This window comes from Saezia sanguinis, assembly GCF_963921665.1.
Taxonomy (GTDB): Bacteria; Pseudomonadota; Gammaproteobacteria; order Burkholderiales; family Burkholderiaceae_C; genus Saezia; species Saezia sanguinis.
Genome location: NZ_CAWUGC010000014.1, coordinates 37,179 through 52,371 on the forward strand (window position 1 = coordinate 37,179; position 15,193 = coordinate 52,371).

A 15,193-nucleotide genomic window follows, 5' to 3' on the forward strand; every position below is an offset into this window, starting at 1 on the left:
GCCCTATGCCTGATGGTCAGGCTGTCAGCAATACAGCTGATTGCCATTGCCGCGGTACTGATAATACCCGCAAAAACAGCATTGACCGTATGAATCGAATCTGCAAGCAGCTTTAGCCGTGTTTGACAATATGACCCACAACGAGCATTTCACTGAACCCTCTTCTCCCCCACCACCGGAGGAGCACGCTTCTGCTCGAAAACCTGACTGGCTGTTTCTGCGCCAGCACCCCGCCCACATGATCGCCATCGGCTTTGGCAGCGGCCTCAGTCCCAAAGCACCCGGTACTGCAGGCACCCTGTTTGCCTGGGCCATTTTTGCACTGCTCTACCCCTGGCTCAATGACCTGGCCTGGGGTATTCTGCTTTTGCTTTCTTTACTGGTCGGCGTATGGGCCTGCCAGCGCACAGCAACTGACCTGCAGGTGCAGGATCCGGGCAGCATTGTCTGGGACGAAATCATTGCATTCTGGCTTGTTTTATGGCTTATCATGCCCACCACATTCTGGGGGCAATGCGCCGCATTTGCGCTGTTTCGCCTGTTTGACGCGTTAAAACCGGGGCCGGTACGCTGGGCAGACAAAGCATTCAAAGGCTGGGGCTATAAAGGCGCCATCGGCATCATCCTGGATGACCTGGTTGCTGCATTCTTGACCCTGCTCATTTTTGCCATCTGGCGTTTCTTTTTTTAACGCTTCTGTCTTCACGGATTTGGTGCTGAATTGCATACCCGGTGCGCCATGATTTACAACATTCACTAGAATAGCTTCTTTAGCCGCATCAACATCTATCCATGGCCACAAGACAAACCCGAACCACTTTTGACGTGAAAAGCGCCAACCTGCCGCTGATTTCCTTTATCCTCAAAAGTGCCAACCTGGAAACACTGGCCTCAGAACTGACCAGCCAGTATGGCAGCCAGCCGGACTATTTTGACAATGACCTGGCGGTGATCGATTTAAGCGAACTCGCGGCTGAAAACCCACCGATTGATTTTGCTGTACTACTCAAGCTGTTGAAAAGCCTGCGCATACAGCCTTTTTCAGTGCGCGGCGGCTCCGGCGAACAGATGCAGGCCGCACTGGCTGCGGGGCTGCTGCATGCTCCTGATATCGCCCCGATGGCACCACGCACAGAACACGCCATGCAGGAGATCATCAAGGAAGTCCCGGTTTCCGTTGGCACCCTGGTAATTGACAAGCCGCTGCGCTCTGGTCAGCAGATATATGCCCGCGGCGCCGACCTGATTGTGACATCGCTGGTCAGTTTTGGCGCTGAAATCATCGCGGACGGCAATGTCCATGTGTACGCGCCATTGCGCGGGCGTGTCATTGCAGGCGCACAGGGCAATACGGATGCCCGCATTTATGCCACCTGCTTTGAACCTGAACTGCTTTCCATTGCCGGCATTTACCAGACCACTGAGAAAGCGCTGCCTAAAGACATTTTCGGCAAGCCCACCATGGTGCAATTGCAGGGCGAATCACTCGTGATGACACCGATTCAGATCAGCCATCGCTGAATTGATTTTTGACATGCATCACCTGCCATTCTGCTTGCTGCATGTGCCTGTGCTGATACAGGCAAAAGCCAGCATGGTTTTCCGCCCTTGAATACCTGTTATGCTATGATTATCAGCTGTTTTACAAGGTATATACCGGGGTTGACCTGGGGCATATTGCTTTTGCGTTTGAAATTTATTGATTGTTGATCAAAGAAACGGGACTCCAATGACCAAGATTGTCGTAGTGACCTCCGGTAAAGGGGGCGTAGGCAAAACAACAACCAGCGCCAGTTTTGCAGCCGGTCTGGCGCTTAAAGGCCACAAAACAGCTGTCATTGATTTTGATGTCGGCTTGCGCAATCTGGATCTGATCATGGGCTGTGAACGCCGGGTCGTGTATGACTTCATCAACGTTATCCATCAGGAAGCCACCCTGAACCAGGCGCTGATTAAAGATAAAAGCTGCGACAAACTGTACATCCTGGCCGCTTCCCAGACACGCGATAAAGATGCGCTGACACAAGAAGGCGTCGAGCGCGTGCTCAAAGAGCTTGGTGAAATGGGCTTTGAATACATTGTGTGCGACTCCCCTGCAGGCATTGAAACCGGCGCACTGCTGGCCATGCATTATGCCGATGAAGCGCTGATTGTGACCAACCCCGAAGTATCTTCCGTACGTGACTCCGACCGTATTCTGGGCATGCTGAGTTCAAAAACCAAGCGAGCCATTGACGGTGCCGAACCGATTAAAGAGCACCTGCTGATCACACGCTACAACCCGACACGGGTTGAAGGCGGCCATATGCTGTCACTGGAAGACATTCAGGACATTCTGCGCATTCCGCTGATCGGCGTGATCCCGGAGTCCGAAGCCATTTTGCAGGCATCCAACCAGGGAACTCCCGTGATTAACCTCAAAGAAAGCACAGCAGCCCAGGCTTACGCTGACGTGGTTGACCGCTTTCTGGGCGAAGATAAACCTCTGCGTTTCATTGACGCGGAAAAGCCCGGCTTCTTTAAACGTATTTTCGGGAGGTAACACACCATGTCTTTCCTCTCATTCTTTTTGGGCGAGAAGAAAAAATCGACTGCCAGCGTCGCCAAGGAACGTTTGCAGCTTATTCTGGCACATGAGCGTAGCGGCCATAATGCGGGCACCAGTCCCGACTATCTGCCTGCGCTGCAAAAAGAGCTGGTTGCCGTGATTTCCAAATACATTCCGATCAATCCGGAAGATATCAAAGTCCATCTGGAACGGCAGGACGATCTGGAGGTGCTGGAAGTCAAAATTGAATTGCCGGATAACCAGCGTGAAGCTGTGTAACACGGCCTGTATTGCTTCTTGCAAACAGACCCGCCTTTTCAGGGCGGGTCTGTTTTTTTATGCCGGTCTGCCAGAGCAGCCAACAACCACCCGGCTCTGAGTGCTATACACCCAAGTAGGCGCGCTGGACCTCGGGATCGTTGATCAGTGCATGCGACTCGCCGCTATGCACAATGTGTCCGGTTTCCATCACATAGCCCCGGTCTGAGCCTTCGAGCGCCAGATAAATATCCTGCTCCACCAGCAGCACGGTTACACCGTTGCTGCGGATCTGCTTAAGCACATCCATCAACTGGTCGACCACCACAGGGGCAAGCCCCAGGCTCATTTCATCCACCAGCAACAGCGTCGGAGCAGCCATCAGCGCCCGTGCCATTGCGCACATCTGCTGCTCTCCGCCAGACATGCTGCCTGCAATCTGCTTGCGCCGGTCGGCCATTTTAGGAAAAATGCCGTACACCATATCCAGGTCGCGCTTGATCCCCGCTTTATCCCGGCGCTTGTAAGCACCCATCAGCAGGTTATCCTGCACCGTCATGTGATCAAACAACTGACGCCCTTCAGGCACCTGAACAATGCCATGAGCGAATGCCTCTTCCGGCGTCATTTGCTCCAGATCCTGCCCTTTGTAGGTGACAGAACCGGAACTGAGAATCACCCTGGAAAGGGCTCGCAGAAAAGTGGTTTTCCCGGCACCATTGCTGCCCACCAGCGCCACAATTTCAGATTCATAAATCGACATTGTGATGCCCTGTATCGCCAGCACCGACCCATAGCCGGCACTCAGGTTGTCCACCTGGAGCAATGCTTGTTTATTGTTGTTCGGCTGATTCATGTCTCTTCTTTCCAAGATAGGCTTCAACCACTGCCGGATCGGACAGCACTTTGTCAGGCGCGCCTTCGGCAATCTGCTGACCATGATGCAATACCAGCAGGCGGTCCGACAGGCTCTTAATCGCCTTGATCACGTGCTCAATGACCAGGATACTGATGCCTTCGGCACGCACTTTGCGAATCACCTCAATCACCTCGTCAATTTCGACATGGTTCAACCCTGCCATCACTTCGTCGCACAGCAGCAGCGTAGGCTGCATGGCCAGCGCTTTGGCCAGTTCAAGCCGCTTGCGGTCAGGCCCGCCCAGATTTTCTGCACGCTTGCCAATGGCCGCAGCCAGCCCCACAAACTCCAGATAATGCGCAGCCTGCTCACGTGCCTGCTTCAGGCCGGTACCATGCTTGGCGCGGCCAAACAAGGCACCAACGGCCACATTGTCCAGCACACTCAGGCCAGGGAAAGGTTTCATGATCTGAAACGTGCGCCCGATGCCAAGGCGTGCTCTTTTATACGCTGGCAAACTGTGAATGGAGTTGCCCTGAAAACGCACCTCTCCTGAGCTGGGCTCCACCGTACCGCTGATCAGGCTCACCAGTGTGGTTTTACCCGCACCATTAGGGCCGATCAGCCCCAGAATTTCACCCTTCTCGAGCTTGAAACTGACATCGCTGACAGCAACCAGCCCGCCAAACCGGCGCGTGACATTCTGCAATTCAAGAATCGCTGTCATAGCTTGGTTGCCCTTATGTTATTGATGAAATACCTCAAGCCGCATCTCTTCACCCCGATGAGCATGTCGGTCAGCCCGCGTGGTGTCAGCAACACGGCCAGAATAATCACAACGCCAAAGAACAGCCCTGCCACATTGGTCAGCACGCTGGCCAGAATATCAGAGATGGCAGACAACGTTACCGCCCCGAAAATCGGACCAAATACCGTACCGGCGCCGCCAAACACCGCCATGATGATCATCTTGACGTTCCAACTGGCATTAAACACCTGGTCCGGGTCAATATACGCCATCTTGTAGGCATAAATACCGCCCGCCATGGCACTGAAAATACCAGCCAGAGTCAGCGCCAGCACTTTATACAGCGTTGTATTCACACCCATCGCCGCAGCGCCATCCTCGTTTTCACGAATGGCAATCAGACCAAACCCCAAGCGGCTGCGCTTGAGCCAAAAGACCACCGCGGTTGCAAACGCCAGCACAACCAATGCCATTTCATAAAATGCCGCTTCCGTGCTGATAAAAGACACATCCAGGAATGACAGGAAGGGCAACCCCTGATTGGCCCCGGCCAGATCAATATTGGAAATGATGGCCGCCATCACCTGCGAAAGCGCCAGCGTTGCAATGGCAAAATAATGGCCTTTTAAACGCAGAATGGGAATGCCCAGCAGCAACGCAAAAATCACCGCCATGGACACGCCAAACAACATGCCGGTGCCAAATGAAAGCCCCCATTGAACCATGGCAATGCCAACGCCATAAGCGCCCAGCCCAAAGAACACCGCGTTACCAAAAGACGCATAGCCGGTAAAGCCGCCGATCACATTCCAGCCCTGTGCCAGAATTGCCAGAATCAGCGCATTAAAACCAAACTCCAGTAACACATCAGAGCGGATACTGAACCCGAACAGCGCCAGTGTTTGAGCACCGATCCAGGGCAATGCTGCAGCAATCACCAGCACAATCAAGGCAACAGCCCCCTGAATCACCGTTTTACGTGAATTATTCATGCTGTTTTCCCCAAAAGACCGCTTGGCCGCAAAATCAGTACCAGGATCAGCACCCCAAAACTAACAACGTTCTGGTAAGTGGCGCCGACATACTGCATGGTCATCAGCTCAATCACGCCCAGCAGCAGCCCACCGACAATCACGCCCAGCGGATTATCCAGCCCGCCGATGATGGTAATGGCAAAGCACTTGGCCGTTAAATACACGCCAATGTACGGATTGATCTGGGACACCATGCCATACAACCCGCCGGCAGCCCCGGCCAGTGCCAAGCCGATACCGAAAGTCACGGCATAAAGATGGCGCGGCTCCACCCCGTACAGGCGGGCTGCAACCAGATTTTGCGCCGTGGCGCGAATGGCACGCCCGAGCCGGGTTCGCAGCAAGAACATCCACATCGCAATACTGATTGCCAACGCCACCGCAAAAGCGGCCAGGTTGACCTTAGGCACCGCAATTTCACCCAGCGAGATGCTGCTGCCGGCATAGGAAGGATTAATGGCCTGAAAGTCGGCAGAATAAATAATCTGCACCACATCAGCCAGAATCACTTCCAGACCGAAAGTAATCAGCAGCGTATTGAACATGGGACCGCGCGCCACAAAATTGAGCAATCCGCGCTGGATCAGGTAACCCAAAACAAACATGATGATGGCTGTGGGCACCAACCCTACAAAAGGATCGATGCCACAGTATGTAAATAGCGTCCATGTCAGGTAACCGCCCAGCATGATGAAAGCACCATGCGCCAGGTTCACAATGTTCAGCACACCCCACACCAACGCCAGCCCCTGTGCCATGACAGCATATAAGCCGCCCAGCAAAATGCCGTTGATTAACGTCTGAATAAAAATATTCATATGATCTCGCTGTATTTATACGTTCTATTTAGCGGGCGTTCCAGGCCGGCATAGGATATTTGGGCGGATTCACAGGACCTTTGGGGCCATGGATTTCAACCACCTTGCCATCCTGTACCTGCACGACAATCTGCGGCAGATCAATCTGACCGCGTTCGTCAAACGCAATCGGGCCATACAGACTGTCAAACTTGATTGTGGCCAGTGCATCGCGCACCTTTTGAGGATCCAGCGAATTGGCTTTTTCAATAGCCATTACCAGCGCCTGAACATCTGCCGCACCTGAGGCTGCATGGTAATCAGGGTCATAACCAAACTTGGCTGTATACACCTTGGCAAATTCAGCCGCATCACCAAACCAGCGGTCTTTCATATCGGGCGTGGGCAACCAGGCGGTCATGCCAAAAGCGTAGTTGGCATCAGCCCCCAGCGCTTTGCGGAAATCCTCACTGGGAACCCCCACCGTAAACGAATACAGCTTGGGAGAAACAGCCAGACTCTTGGCCTGACGGATAAAGTTCAGAATCTCGGTTTCATGCCCGGCCACAAAAACAGCGTCTGCGTTCAGGCTTTTGATCCGGGTCAGCAAGGAGCTGAAATCAGTCGCATTGGTGCTGAATTTTTCATCCATCACAATCTGAAACCCGGCATTGGTCAGCAGTGGACGCGTACCTTCGGCCACAGAAACATCAAACGAGTCGTCCGCATACAGCAGCGCCACGGTTTTGATCGGGGGTTGCAGCGTCTTCATCAAATCGACCGTACTGCTGTAATAGTGCGTGGCTGGCGGCAATGTGCCGAAAATGTACTTGAAGCCACGGGTAAAAATCTGGTCCGAAGCCCCGCCGCCCTGCACCATCGGGATTTTGTAGCGTTCAGACACCACAGAATCAGCCAGAGCAAAATTGCTGGCAAACGGGCCAAGCAGGAAGTTAACTTTATCCTGTGACACCAGTTGTGTATATTGGCGCACGCTCAAGCCCACGTCAGACTGGTTGTCATAAATCTTCAGTTCAAGCTGGTAAGGCTTGCCATCCACCGTCACACCACCGGCTGCATTGATACGATCAACCGTCAGTTGATACGCATCCCGGTAGTAGCGCCCCGTGTTGGCGATCGGGCCGGTCAACTGTACCGAAGCGCCCAACACAATCTTTTGCTGCGCATATGCAGCTACACCCGCAGTCATCATGCTCAATGCAACGACTGCAGCCCCGAAAAGCCCGGCAAAACCTCGTTTCATAATTTGTCTCCTGCATTTACTGAAATAGCGCTTTAGAAACTAAAACGCGTTGTACTTATATCTATCTGGAATGTCATTCAGCCGTATTTACTTCTTCGTGGAATCCCTTTCTATACGGTCATCTCGGCACAATACCACTGGGTATCATGCCGCCATATCCTGAATGATTGTAGACTTCCGGCTAGGGCGCGGACCTAGCACAAACCCTTATGCTCAACCCCGATGCGCATGGGTGTATTTTGCAGGCCGGCCACCTCATGCAACAATTTTTGCAAAAGAAACAAATGCCTTCTCTCACAGAAGGCACACAGGCGCTGTATACAAAACGGGGGTTGTCTATGACCACGTTGGCAAATCTTGATTACCACTCCATGGGAATTAAGCTGATACCCACTTGACCAAAACAGTCATTTAAAAACAAAAACAGATACATACCGACCGGTGCTGGCTACCCATACTCTTTTAAATGATCTGATGAACAGCCTGTCCGCTCAGATGTTTTTATAGGCAGTCATCATGCCAGAGCCAGAACCTGATCAATGATACCGCCACCCAGACAAACCTCGCCATCATATAAAACGGCAGACTGGCCTGGTGTGACAGCCCACTGGGGGGCGTCAAACTTCAGCGCAAAACGATGCTCTGGTGAATTATCCTGTGCCTGTACTGGCGCGTACGTACATGCCGCATCTGCCTGACGGTAACGCGTCTTGGCCGCATACGACCCGGGTTCGGGCGGGATGCCTGCCACCCACGATGCCTGGTCACTGACCAGTTGTGTCGACAACAGCCATGGGTGATCATGCCCCTGCACCACATACAGCGTATTGGCCTGCATATCTTTGCGGGCAACAAACCAGGGCGCATGCTCGCCACCGCCACGCGAAGCACCTTTTTCCTTGATACCGCCAATACCAATACCTTTACGCTGGCCCAGCGTATAAAAACTCAAGCCGACATGCTCTCCCAGCAAACGCCCGCGATCATCGCGGATCGGGCCGGGTTGGTGTGCAAGATAACGGTTTAAAAACTCTCTGAATGGCCGCTCGCCAATAAAACAGATGCCGGTTGAATCTTTTTTACCGGCATTGGGCAAGCCGATTTCTGCGGCAATGCGCCGTACTTCCGTTTTTTCCAACTCTCCCACAGGAAACAGCGTGCGCGACAATTGTTCCTGATTCAGGCGGTGCAAAAAATAGCTCTGGTCCTTGGCCGGGTCCAGCCCCTTGAGCAGCTCAAACCGGCCCTCACGTTCGCGAACGCGCGCATAGTGGCCAGTGGCAATTTTGCTGCCACCCAGCCGCATGGCATGGTCTAAAAACGCCTTGAACTTGATCTCGGCATTGCACAACACATCCGGGTTGGGTGTGCGCCCGGCCTGGTATTCGCGTAAGAACTCGGCAAACACCCGGTCTTTATATTCTGACGCAAAATTAACAAATTCAATATCAATGCCCAGCACATCGGCCACGCTGGCAGCATCCAGCCAGTCCTGCCGGGACGAGCAGTATTCAGAGTCATCATCATCTTCCCAGTTCTTCATGAACAGCCCGATGACTTCATAACCCTGCTTTTTCAGCAAATAGGCACTCACTGCGGAATCAACGCCGCCAGACAGGCCGACAATCACACGCTTTGGTGCCACACACATCTCTCTTTTCTGTTCAACGGCTCAACTTCCTGCTTCACAAATACTCTGCCTACACTCACCTACACACTGGCAACAAACGTATCGGGTTGCTGCCGGTAAATACTGGCATTGGCTGTCAGAATCTCCAGCGGATAACGGCACCCCTGCCGGTAATCATCAAGCCCCTGCATCAGCAATGGCGTGCGGTGCCGTTCAGGGCAGGCCTGAATCTCTTCATAGCTCATCCATACCGCACGCACAATACCTTCATCCAATACCCTGTCAGGCTCGTGCTCGCCCAGGCTTCCGCAGAAAGAAAAACGCAAATACGTCATATCGCCACCCCGGCTGGCAACAAAACGGTGCATATAAATACCCACCAGCGCCGTAGGCGTAAACTGCCAGGCGGACTCTTCCAGCGTTTCGCGTGTGCACGCCTGCAACAGCGATTCCCCCTGATCCAGGTGCCCGGCAGGGTTGTTCAGGCGCAGACCATCAACGGTATCCTCTTCAACCAGCAAAAAAAGACCTTCGCGCTCAATAATAGCTGCAACGGTGGTTCGGGGGGACCAGCGCACTAATTTCTTATTCATAGCCTGAATTCTCGTTTACAGCAGGTATTTTATCCTCCGCTTTGAATACAATGTAAATAAATGACGGGATAGGCATCTGATACTAAAAGTACTGTATTCGGCTACTCGTAGAATTTATACCCGGGAAGGTGCAGTTGATCGCTAAACTGACATCATTCCTGTTACGGAGAATGACTTTGAAAACCGATCGTATTTGGCTCAAAAACTATCCCGCAGAAGTGCCGGCGGAAATTGATTCGCAACGTTTTTCCTCTCTGGCCGAACTGTTTGAGCAGTGTTTTAAGACCTACCCGCACCGCACCGCGCAAACGTTCATGGGTAAAAAATTCAGCTATGCGCAGATTGACCAGTTCTCTATGAACATTGCCTCTTACCTGCAGTCTGTCGGGTTGAAAAAAGGCGATCGCGTTGCCATCATGATGCCCAATATTCCGCAGTATCCGGTCATTGCTACGGCCATACTGCGTGCCGGATTTATCCTGGTGAATGTCAACCCCCTGTATACCGCACGTGAACTGGAACACCAGCTCAAAGATGCCGATGTGCAGGCCATTTTTATTGCCGAAAACTTTGCCCATACACTGGCTGAAGCCATGCTCACCACCCCGGTCAGGCACGTGATTCTCACCGGCATCGGAGACCTGATTGGCGGCTTGAAAGGCTGGTTTATCAACAAAGCCATCCGCTTCAAAGGCATGGTACCGAACTTTGATTTGCCAAACAGCATCTCTTTAAAAGAAGCGCTGCTGCGCGGTGAATACATGCTGCCAGACTACCAGCAGCCTGAAATCGGCCCTGATGATATTGCCATACTGCAATATACCGGCGGCACCACCGGTGTGAGCAAAGGTGCCACCTTATTGCACCGTAACCTGGTCAGTAACGTGCTGCAGGTATACGCCTGGATTCTGCCCGCACTGAAAACCAACCTGTCAGGAAAAGACCAGATTGTGCTGGTTGGTGCATTGCCGCTTTATCACATCTTCGCTTTTAATGTAAACCTGCTGATCACCTTTTACCTGGGTGGCAACAACATCCTGATTCCCAACCCGCGTGACCTCTCGAGCATGCTGCGCGAATTGCGGCGCCAGCCCTTCCACGTACTGCCTGCCGTGAACACCTTGTTTAATGCCATCGTCAATCACCCGGAGGCATCCTCTGTCAACTGGAGTTCGCTGTGCCTGTCGGTCGGTGGCGGTATGGCATTGCAGCAGGCCACGGTACAGGCCTGGTACAAGCTGACCGGCTGCGGCATGGTGGAAGGTTACGGCATGTCTGAAACATCGCCCGTGATCTGTGCCAGCCGTGTGGATATTACAGATGTGAATGACCAGCGTATGGGCATTGGCTACCCGGTTCCATCAACCATGGTCGTATTGCGCGATGACAACGACCAGCCGGTTCCGTTAGGCACACCGGGGGAAATCACGGTACAGGGCCCGCAGGTGATGGCCGGCTACTGGAACAGTCCGGAAGAAACCGCCAAGGTCATGACCAAAGATGGTTTTTTCCGCACCGGCGATATTGCCGTGATGGATGAAAGCGGCTGGATCCGCATTGTTGACCGCAAAAAAGACATGATTCTGGTATCGGGCTTCAATGTCTACCCGAACGAAATTGAAGATGTGGTGGCCCTGATGGAAGGGGTAGAAGAATGCGTTGCCATTGGCGTACCCAGCCCCAAATCCGGCGAAGCGGTGATGGTGCTGGTGGTGAAGAAAGATCCTGAACTGACAGAAGAGCAGGTCAAACAGTGGTGTAAAACACGCCTGACAGGCTACAAACGCCCGCGTTTCGTAGTATTTCGCGAAAGCCTGCCAAAATCTACTGTCGGCAAAATTCTGCGCCGCGAACTGCGTGCGCTGTTGAGTGAACCTGCTGACAAAACACCGCAGCAATAATTTCGGTTCAAAAAGAAAAGCCTGTGGTCTCAGGCTTTTTCTTTGATACGTATGCGCCTAGCCTGCTTTTTGGGTGGAGACTGGCTTCCCGGCTTTTCTTTTTGAAAAAAAGAATACAGCTTTTGGTTATCTACCAGCAAATCCTGTATCGTGTATTTATCCAACTCTTTTAAAAAAGCCTCTTTGGCATCCACCAGATACCGCTTCAGACGGCACGCCGGGCTGATACAGCAGCTTTCTACACTGCAATTCAACAGGTGCAACGGTTCCAACTGGCGCAGTGCCTGACCAATTCCAATCTGTTCTGGCGGCAGCTTGAGCCGTATCCCGCCATTCTTGCCTTGAATGGTATCGATCAGCCCCAACTGCCCAAGTTTATGAATCACTTTGACCAGGTGGTTTTTGGAAATGTCATACAACTCACTGACTTCGTTAATGCGCGTCAACTCCCCCGGCGGTAATGTCGCCAGATAAATCAGAACACGGATACTGTAGTCAGTGAATCTGGATAGTTGCACAGTAATCTTGCCTAGGTTGCATGAAAATCAACTCTTGTCCCGTCAGAGCACAATCTGTGCGGGTCTGGGCTATATTATAAACGACCCTATACGTGTTTGCGATGTATACGCCATCTCACCCACAAAACTGCATTCATTTCCGCATTCATTTCAAAGCCACATCAACATCTTCCAGCACTTTACTGGAACATGCCAACACATAACCATCCGCTTGTTCCTGCTCGGTCAATGTGGCATGGCTGCTGGACGCCACTTTGCCCCGCGTCACTTTGCATTTGCACGAACCGCACACACCGGAGCGACATGCCCCGATGACAGGTACATGTGCCTGCTCCAACACGTCCAGCAAAACAGAACCCGCAGCCACTTGCTGGCTGACCTGAAAATCAGCTACATTCACGGTGCACTGTGCAGCATCGGCTGCCACCGTGGCGTCACAGGTATTTGACGGTAGAAAACTTTCCTTGAAAAAACAGGCCATGTCAAAACCGCTGTCACGGAAAATGCCTTCAACCACCTCCATGAATTTGGCCGGGCCGCATAAATAAACCGAACGCGCCAGATAATCCGGACAACAGGCCTGCAAATGCACCAGGCTGATCAGTCCTTCATACGTCCGCTCAGAACCCGACTGATCGCCTATCTGCTCCAACAGCAAATGCGCCTGAAAACGGGAATGCGTTTTGGCCATATGCCGCATATCGTCCAGATAAATGACATTTTCAATATCTTTGGCGCAGTGCAGAAAATCCACTTTTGCTACAGGCTGCGCAGCCCCATTCAGCAGATGCCTGGTCATGGCCATGACCGGAGTGATACCACAGCCGGCACTGATCATCAGCACTTTGTCTTTCGGCGGGCAATCCACAATATTGAAATCTCCGGCAAAGCCATAGGTGCATAGCGAATCACCGGGCAACAGGTGGTCTATCAGCCAGTTGGAAACAACACCGCCCGCCACCCGCTTGATAGTGAGCTGCAACTCCGCTTTTTCCGGCAACGAGCTGATAGAGTAGGAGCGGGCATACGTCTGCCCTTCAATGTCTGCCTTCACCGTAACAAACTGCCCTGGTTTGAAAGTGAAAGTGTGGTGCTGCGGCGTGGCAAAAAAGAAATTGGCCGTGTCCTGCGTCTCAAACGTTTTACGTACCAATACCAGTGGCGTGAGCGACGGGTTCCAGGTATCTGCCATCATAGGTCTCTTATCCATTTGAATTGGCAGGCGGCTCTCCATCAAACCGCCTGCGATGACTGCTTTGTTTAAGCGGCCTTACGGTTCAGGATCGTATCCATATCCTCTTTAACCACACCTGTAGGATGCAGATCGAATTTTTCCTGCAGCACCTTGACCAGGTTTGGCGTCAGGAATGCCGGTAATGACGGGCCGGCATAAATACCCTTCACCCCCAGAGAAAGCAGGGTCAGCAAAATGACAATGGCTTTCTGCTCAAACCACGACAGTACCAGCGTCAGCGGCAGTTCATTGACACCACAGTTGAACTCCTTGCTCAACGCCAGTGCCAGCAAAACAGCAGAATAAGAGTCATTACACTGCCCCACATCCAGCAGGCGCGGAATCCCGTTGATATCGCCAAACTCCTCTTTGTTGAAACGGTATTTCCCGCATCCCAGTGTCAAAATCACACTGTCTTTCGGTGCCTGCAAGGCAAACTCGTTGTAGTAGTTGCGCTCCTGCTTATCGCCATCACAGCCGCCGACCAGGAAAAAGTGTTTGATATGACCTGCCTTGACCTGCTCAATCACCGCCGGCGCTGCGGCCATCAATGCCTTGTGACCAAATCCAATGGTGATCCGGTGCTCCGGCTCGCTTTCCGCAAAGCCCGGCAACGACAGCGCTTTTTCGATCACTTCGCTGAAATCATTGCCCTGAATATGTTTCACGCCAGGCCAGCCGACAATGCTGCGTGTATAAATGCGGTCAGCGTAGCGTCCGACGTTGGGGTCAATGATGCAGTTGGAAGTCATCACAATGGCGCCAGGGAAGTCTGCAAACTCTGTTTGCTGTTTTTGCCATGCGCCGCCATAGTTGCCCACCAGATGCGGATATTTTTTCAGCGCCGGATAAGAGTGCGCCGGCAGCATTTCACCATGGGTATACACATTGATGCCCTTACCCTGGGTCTGCTCCAGTATTTCGCGCAGATCTTCCAGATCGTGCCCGGAAACCACAATGCATTTTCCTTTGACCGGGTTCACATTGACTGTGGTCGGCTCTGGATCGCCCATTGTCAATGTCTCGGCACGGTTGAGCATTTCAAGTGCTTTAAAGCCCAGTGCGCCGATCTGCATGGAGGTGTCCAGCAATGCGCCAATGTCTTTTGGATCATCCCCCAGATACGACATGATGCGGTGGTACTCGGCATAAATATCCGGGGCTTCCTGCCCTAAAACCGCAGCATGCTCCATATAAGCGGCGGCCCCCTTCAGTCCATACAGACACAGCAACCGCAGCCCCATAACATCATCTCCGATTTCAGAACGGTCATGGTTCAAGGCAGCAACAGGCGCATACTTCAGCAGTTCTGTCTGAGCTGCTGACATGCTCATCTGTGCGGCCTTTGTCAACGGCGGCAGAGCCTGACCGGCTGCTTTTGCAGCCTGAGTAACCTGCTCTTGCAGCCTCTTTTTAAAATTCTCTGAACTTTGGATATATTCAAAAAAGCGCTGTGCATCAAAGTTCACATTGGTCAGCGTGGCAAAAAATGCCTGTATGGACCAGCGGTCAACCTGCGGATCGACAATCTGGTATTGCCGCCCTAATGACGCCCAATACGAAACACCCTGCATGCTTTTGATCAGAATATCCTGTAAATCGGATACGTCAGCAGTTTTGCCGCACATGCCCTGCGCATAACTGCACCCGCTGGACTGCGGGCCTCTGATTGTCTGTTCACACTGTATACAAAACATCGTGGTTCCTTCCTCTTGTGTCTGGAATGGTTACGTTCTCATCATTTCATCTATGCGTCATGTCTTGATATTTCGTTTCAAAATCAGCCTGACATCAAAACATGTAAAAATA

General features: G+C 52.4%; 15 protein-coding genes. 5 read left to right on the top strand and 10 right to left on the bottom strand.

Annotation, left to right across the window (positions count from 1 at the left end):
* Nucleotides 1-130: 130 nt before the first annotated feature.
* The 4 genes from AACY98_RS08615 to minE all read left to right on the top strand — a co-directional run bounded on the left by AACY98_RS08615 (nt 131) and on the right by minE (nt 2,827).
* Nucleotides 131-691, top strand: a complete 561-nt coding sequence (locus AACY98_RS08615; RefSeq protein WP_423817560.1) for a phosphatidylglycerophosphatase A family protein — start codon at nt 131-133, stop codon at nt 689-691.
* Nucleotides 692-792: 101 nt separating this feature from the next.
* Complete coding sequence (minC, locus tag AACY98_RS08620) at nt 793-1,521, top strand: septum site-determining protein MinC (RefSeq protein ID WP_339804089.1); 729 nt, start codon at nt 793-795, stop codon at nt 1,519-1,521.
* 208 nt (nt 1,522-1,729) lie between these two features.
* Nucleotides 1,730-2,542, top strand: coding sequence for a septum site-determining protein MinD (gene minD, locus AACY98_RS08625; protein ID WP_126978890.1), 813 nt, complete (start codon nt 1,730-1,732; stop codon nt 2,540-2,542).
* Nucleotides 2,543-2,548: 6 nt separating this feature from the next.
* On the top strand, nt 2,549-2,827 hold the full coding sequence (gene minE, locus AACY98_RS08630) for a cell division topological specificity factor MinE (protein WP_126978888.1): 279 nt from the start codon (nt 2,549-2,551) through the stop codon (nt 2,825-2,827).
* 103 nt (nt 2,828-2,930) lie between these two features.
* Here the strand turns inward: minE and AACY98_RS08635 are convergent, their stop codons facing one another.
* The 7 genes from AACY98_RS08635 to AACY98_RS08665 all read right to left on the bottom strand — a co-directional run bounded on the left by AACY98_RS08635 (nt 2,931) and on the right by AACY98_RS08665 (nt 9,731).
* The gene (locus tag AACY98_RS08635; RefSeq protein ID WP_339804094.1) at nt 2,931-3,662 is read right to left on the bottom strand and encodes an ABC transporter ATP-binding protein; all 732 of its coding nucleotides are present in this window, start codon (nt 3,660-3,662) and stop codon (nt 2,931-2,933) included.
* A complete protein-coding gene (locus AACY98_RS08640; RefSeq protein ID WP_126978884.1) occupies nt 3,640-4,392 on the bottom strand; it encodes an ABC transporter ATP-binding protein in 753 nt (250 codons plus the stop codon). Before AACY98_RS08640 ends, AACY98_RS08635 begins: the two co-directional genes overlap by 23 nt.
* Nucleotides 4,389-5,405: a branched-chain amino acid ABC transporter permease gene (locus AACY98_RS08645; RefSeq protein WP_126978882.1), complete on the bottom strand. Its 1,017-nt coding sequence runs from the start codon at nt 5,403-5,405 to the stop codon at nt 4,389-4,391. The genes AACY98_RS08640 and AACY98_RS08645 overlap by 4 nt, the downstream gene beginning before the upstream one ends.
* On the bottom strand, nt 5,402-6,265 hold the full coding sequence (locus tag AACY98_RS08650; protein ID WP_126978880.1) for a branched-chain amino acid ABC transporter permease: 864 nt from the start codon (nt 6,263-6,265) through the stop codon (nt 5,402-5,404). The genes AACY98_RS08645 and AACY98_RS08650 overlap by 4 nt, the downstream gene beginning before the upstream one ends.
* Before the next feature lie 28 nt (nt 6,266-6,293).
* Nucleotides 6,294-7,508, bottom strand: a complete 1,215-nt coding sequence (locus AACY98_RS08655) for an amino acid ABC transporter substrate-binding protein (protein WP_239442057.1) — start codon at nt 7,506-7,508, stop codon at nt 6,294-6,296.
* 514 nt (nt 7,509-8,022) lie between these two features.
* On the bottom strand, nt 8,023-9,153 hold the full coding sequence (gene mnmA, locus AACY98_RS08660) for a tRNA 2-thiouridine(34) synthase MnmA (RefSeq protein ID WP_339804101.1): 1,131 nt from the start codon (nt 9,151-9,153) through the stop codon (nt 8,023-8,025).
* A 65-nt stretch (nt 9,154-9,218) separates the two neighbouring features.
* Nucleotides 9,219-9,731 carry an NUDIX hydrolase gene (locus tag AACY98_RS08665; RefSeq protein ID WP_126978876.1) on the bottom strand — a complete coding sequence of 171 codons (513 nt, stop codon included), beginning with the start codon at nt 9,729-9,731 and terminating at the stop codon, nt 9,219-9,221.
* Between the two features lie 170 nt (nt 9,732-9,901).
* Between AACY98_RS08665 and AACY98_RS08670 the strand changes: the two genes are divergently transcribed.
* Nucleotides 9,902-11,632, top strand: a complete 1,731-nt coding sequence (locus AACY98_RS08670) for an AMP-binding protein (RefSeq protein ID WP_339804104.1) — start codon at nt 9,902-9,904, stop codon at nt 11,630-11,632.
* 29 nt (nt 11,633-11,661) lie between these two features.
* Here the strand turns inward: AACY98_RS08670 and nsrR are convergent, their stop codons facing one another.
* The 3 genes from nsrR to hcp form a co-directional block, all read right to left on the bottom strand.
* Nucleotides 11,662-12,150, bottom strand: a complete 489-nt coding sequence (gene nsrR, locus AACY98_RS08675) for a nitric oxide-sensing transcriptional repressor NsrR (protein ID WP_339804106.1) — start codon at nt 12,148-12,150, stop codon at nt 11,662-11,664.
* 145 nt (nt 12,151-12,295) lie between these two features.
* Nucleotides 12,296-13,345 carry a hybrid-cluster NAD(P)-dependent oxidoreductase gene (locus AACY98_RS08680; RefSeq protein WP_339804109.1) on the bottom strand — a complete coding sequence of 350 codons (1,050 nt, stop codon included), beginning with the start codon at nt 13,343-13,345 and terminating at the stop codon, nt 12,296-12,298.
* A gap of 65 nt (nt 13,346-13,410) precedes the next feature.
* On the bottom strand, nt 13,411-15,081 hold the full coding sequence (gene hcp, locus AACY98_RS08685; RefSeq protein ID WP_339804111.1) for a hydroxylamine reductase: 1,671 nt from the start codon (nt 15,079-15,081) through the stop codon (nt 13,411-13,413).
* Nucleotides 15,082-15,193: the final 112 nt, after the last annotated feature.